General features: G+C 70.4%; 4 protein-coding genes and 1 pseudogene. All 5 read left to right on the top strand.

Annotated features, from left to right (window positions below; translation table 11 throughout):
• The first annotated feature begins 76 nt into the window (after window positions 1-76).
• Window positions 77-1,543: an SCO6880 family protein gene (locus FNH04_RS41940; protein WP_194236995.1), complete on the top strand. Its 1,467-nt coding sequence runs from the start codon at window positions 77-79 to the stop codon at window positions 1,541-1,543.
• Window positions 1,544-1,550: 7 nt separating this feature from the next.
• Window positions 1,551-1,853 carry a hypothetical protein gene (locus tag FNH04_RS41935; RefSeq protein WP_152791489.1) on the top strand — a complete coding sequence of 101 codons (303 nt, stop codon included), beginning with the start codon at window positions 1,551-1,553 and terminating at the stop codon, window positions 1,851-1,853.
• 39 nt (window positions 1,854-1,892) lie between these two features.
• Window positions 1,893-2,345 carry a DUF6238 family protein gene (locus tag FNH04_RS41930; RefSeq protein ID WP_194236994.1) on the top strand — a complete coding sequence of 151 codons (453 nt, stop codon included), beginning with the start codon at window positions 1,893-1,895 and terminating at the stop codon, window positions 2,343-2,345.
• 28 nt (window positions 2,346-2,373) lie between these two features.
• Window positions 2,374-3,885, top strand: coding sequence for a TraC family protein (locus FNH04_RS41925; protein WP_152791488.1), 1,512 nt, complete (start codon window positions 2,374-2,376; stop codon window positions 3,883-3,885).
• 170 nt (window positions 3,886-4,055) lie between these two features.
• A pseudogene (locus tag FNH04_RS41920) lies at window positions 4,056-4,506 on the top strand (hypothetical protein); the annotation flags it as partial.

Here is a 4,506-nt window from a genome sequence, read left to right as displayed (position 1 = left end):
CGCCCCTTTCCTCGCCCCGCGGGCGTCCCCGGCCCTCTCCTCCCGCCTCGTACGCCACCCCTGGAACGGCCGCGCCTTGTCCGATCTGTCCATACCGCCAATGACCGTCCGCTTCCCGCACCGCAGCCGCCGCGGCATCCTGCTCGGCCTGTCCCTGCCCCAGCTCCTCCTGGTCTCGCTCACCCTGGCCCTGCTGCTGGTCACCGTGGTCACCACCGGTCTGACCGGAGCCGCCAGCCTCACGCCGTTGTGGGCCGTCATCGCAGCCGCGGTGTTCGTCCGACGCGGCGGACGCTCCCTGATCGACTGGGCCCCAGTCCTCACCCGCTACGCCGTGCGCCAGCGCACCGGCCAGCACCTGTGGCTGGCCCGCCCCGCATCCCGGCCACGCACCGACGGCCTGCTCCACCTGCCCGGCGCTGACGCCTCCCTGCGCATGGTTACCCCCGCCGACGGGCAGGCCGCCGCCCTGCACAACCCGCGCGAGAACACCCTCACCGCCGTCGCCCGCGTCTCCAGCCGCGCCTTCGCCCTGCTGGATCCCGCCACCCAGAACGCCAACGTCCACGGCTGGAGCCGCACCCTCGCCAGCCTTGCCCGCACCGGCCACATCAAGACCATCCAGGTTCTGGAACGCACTGTCCCCGACTCCGGCGACGCCCTCAACCGCCACTGGGCCGAACGCGGCAACCCCGCCGCCCCCGTCGCTGGACAGGTCTACGCCGACCTGCTCGCCTCCGCCGGACCCGCCGCCGCCCCGCACGAGGCGTACCTGACCATTGCCCTCGACCTCAAGGCCGCCAAGCGCCTGATCAGCCAGGCAGGCGGGGGACTGAACGGCGCCTTCACCGTCCTGCAGCAGACGACCTCCACCGTCGCCCAGGCCGTACGCAACGCCGGCCTCACCGTCACTGGCTGGCTCACTGCCCCCGAGATCGCCGCCGTCATCCGCACCGCGTACGACCCGGGCGCCCTCTCCGCCCTCCAGCAGTGGTCGCCCAGTGGCAAGGCCGAGGCGGACCCGGCCGCCGCCGGCCCCGTGGTCCAGGTCGAGGAGCACGACCGGATCGCCACCGACACCGCCCGGCACGCCACCTACTGGGTGGAGAACTGGCCCAGAACCGAGACCGGAGCCGGATTCCTCCACTCCATCCTGTTCTCCGCCGGCGTGCGCCGCGCCTTCTCCCTCATATACGCGCCCCAGCAACTGGACGCGGCGCTGAAGGATGTGCAGCGGCGCAAGGCGACGATCATCGCTGACGCGGCCGAGCGCCGCCGACGCGGCCAGGTGGACTCCGAGGAAGACATCGTCGAGTACGCCGACGTCAAGGTGCGAGAACAGCAGCTGATCGCCGGACACGCCGACGTCGCCCTCACCGGGCTGCTTACCGTCTCCGCCGACACCGACGAGCAACTCGACGCCGCATGCGCCCAGGTCGAGACCGCGGCCGTCTCCGCCCAGATCGACCTGCGCCGCCTCCTCTATCAGCAGCCCGACGCCTTCGCGCTCGCCGCGCTTCCCCTCGCTCGTACGGCCCTGTAGGACGCCGATGACCCAGAGGCTCGACGAGGACACCGCCGACAAGGTGTTCGCCGCCGCCGTGACCGCCCACTTCACCTCCACCAACCTCGGTCAGACGGCCAGCGTGTGGGTGGACGGCTACGACTACCGCATCATCATCACGCCGAACTACCTCGCCTTCACCGACTGCCGCGAGGGCTACGGCGGCACGGAGTTCACCTTCGCCAGCGCCACCCCGCAGCAGGATCGTGCCCTGCGCGCGGCCCTCCGAGGAAAAGCCGCACCAGCGCCACCGCCGACCAGGACCACCGGCCGCGACCGCAACCGCTAGCCACACCCCCAGCCCACGGCCGAAAAGGAACCTTGCTTCGTGCCCCCATCCACCCCCACCACGGGCCCGCTCGCCTACCTCGGCGCAGCGACCGCCAGCATCCGCCGGCAGACCCGCCGGCCGGCTCTCGCCAACCGCCCGTATTTCGACGCCGTCCACGCCCACCTTGTGGCCCTGCACTTCTTGCTCGACCGGCTCACTGAGGACGGCGACCCGTCGAATCCAGCCACCGGCAGTCACCTCACCGCCGCCCGCACTCGCATCTGGCAGGCCACGAGCCATCTCCACGATGCCTACCACAGCGCGCCCCACCTGGACGGCACCCCCGCGATGCGGGGCGATTGCTTGTCCGAACAGGTCCTGGAAGGACCACTGTTCCTCACCATCTGCCAGCGCCATCTGGTCACGACCATCACCGTGCGCCGCCAGACCACGCCCGCTGACCTGGCCTCACCACCGCTGCACGGACACACCACGTACTTCAACATCTGATCCACCTGAGGAAGCCGAGCCCGCCCCGATGAAGCCCCGGCCCGTCCGCCATGCCCGCCGCGCCAATGTCAGCCCGCTCTACACCCCCCGCAGCACCGACCGCGCAGCCAAGCGCGCCGCACGACGGCAACTTGCCGCCGCTCAGGCCAAGGCCCGCACGGCAGCCTCAGGGCAGCACGACGTCGTCCCCGCCGAAGAGGAGATACCCCTACCTCTTTACCCGGCATCCGGCCGACCTGGACCGGCCTCCGCCCGTGCCAGCAGGCTGAAACTCCCCGCGCACCGCATGACCACGGCCGTCGCCGTCGGCGCCTACCCGTTCCTGGCTGAAGGCGGCCTGGGCGCCGAGGGCACCTACATCGGCCGCGACGTCCACGCCGAAGCGTCCTTCTGCTTCGACCCGTTCGCTCTGTACGGCCGCGTCGAAGGCTTCACCAACCCCAATGTGCTGCTCGCCGGAGTGATCGGCATGGGCAAGAGCGCGCTGGCGAAGTCCGTCGCGCTGCGCTCGGTCGCCTTCGGCTACCGCATCTACGTGCCCTGCGACCCCAAGGGGGAGTGGACGCCGGTTGCGACGGCACTCGGTGGCACCACCATCGCCCTCGGTCCGGGCCTGCCCGGCAAGCTCAACCCCCTGGACGCCGCGCCCCGACCGTTGGGCGTGACCGAGGCGGACTGGATCGGCGAGGTGCGCAAACGGCGCCTGATGCTGCTCGGTTCCCTCGCCCGCACCGTCCTGGGACGGGACCTGCTGCCGATGGAGCACACTGCACTCGACGTTGCCCTCGACACCGTCGTCGCAGGGGCCACCGCCACCGGCCGCACCCCGCTGCTCGGCGACATCGTCGCCACCCTCAACAACTCCGCCATCCTCGACAGTGCCGGGGGAGCAGTGGCGGGACGACTCGGCGACTCCGCCCGCGACCTCGCCCACGCTCTGCGCCGTCTCGTCCACGGCGACCTGGCCGGCATGTTCGACGCCCCGTCCACCGTGCGCTTCGACCCGAGCGCCCCCGTGATCTCCATCGATCTGTCCCGCCTTGGCGGCTCCGGCGACGACACCGCCCTCGTCCTCGCAATGACCTGTGCATCGGCCTGGATGGAATCCGCCCTCGCCGACCCGCACGGCGGACGCCGCTGGGTCGTCTACGACGAAGCCTGGCGGCTGATGCGCCACGCCGGACTCCTCGAACGCATGCAAGGCCAGTGGAAACTCTCCCGCGGACTGGGCATCGCCAATCTGATGGTCATCCACCGCCTGTCCGACCTGCTGACCGCCGGCGACGCCGGATCGCGGGGGCGTGCCCTGGCCGAGGGCCTGCTGGCCGACTGCTCCACCCGGATCGTCTACCGGCAGGAAGCTGACCAGGTCGCCGCAGCGGCAGGACTGCTGGGCCTCACCTCCGTTGAATCCACCGCCATCGCCAACCTCAACCGCGGCAGGGGCCTGTGGAAGGTCGCCGGACGGTCCTTCATCGTTCAGCACCTCCTCCACCCTCACGAAGCACGGCTGTTCGACACGGATGCCCGGATGCACTGAAAGCCCCCGTGGGTTCACCGCAACTGACCTCCCAGCGGAAAGAGGCACGGCAAGTGAGTCTTTCGAAATCTGCGCAATGGGTTTACGAGGGCAGCCGTCGCCTCCCTGATGCCCTCGCATCGGCCCCGTCGTCTCTTCCTGCTCTCTTCCCTCTCATCGCAGGAGCCGACATGTCCTCCGAGGACAGCACCTCCGACATAAACGTTCACGACAGTGCCAGCACGCCCACAGACCTGACGGGCCACTACGTCCACGGCAGGGCGGTGCTCGGCCTCACCGACCGGCTCAACGCAGCCGCGTCGTATGAGGAAGCCGCCCAGCTGACCGATCAGGTCCTGGAACCGACCGACGGACTTCTTGAACGCCTCGCCGTCTTCGAGGCGGCAGCCGAGAAGGCCAAGGAATCCGAACGCGAAGACGGCTTCGACCTGTGCGATGACCTCCAGGAAGCTGCGGTCACGGTTCGTGATCTCGGTGAAAACCTGCACGTCGCTGTCGACCGGATGCGAGCGCTGGCAGCCCCGCCGCGCAGGAACTGGCAGGAGGCGGTGGCCGACTACTACGCCCCGTCCCCCGGCAGCCGTACCGCCCCCTCCCGGCTCCCACTCCGGCCGCACCCAC

Origin of the sequence: Streptomyces phyllanthi (assembly GCF_009377205.1) — a bacterium.
Classification (GTDB): domain Bacteria; phylum Actinomycetota; class Actinomycetes; order Streptomycetales; family Streptomycetaceae; genus Streptomyces; species Streptomyces phyllanthi.
Note: the sequence above shows the minus strand (reverse complement) of the source record. Positions and strands in the feature narration are given on the sequence as shown.

Excerpts from the sequence above, each read along its gene's own strand:
- FNH04_RS41935 (WP_152791489.1), top strand. The coding sequence starts at position 1,551 with ATGACCCAGAGGCTCGACGAGGACACCGCCGACAAGGTGTTCGCCGCC.
- FNH04_RS41925 (WP_152791488.1), top strand. The coding sequence starts at position 2,374 with ATGAAGCCCCGGCCCGTCCGCCATGCCCGCCGCGCCAATGTCAGCCCG.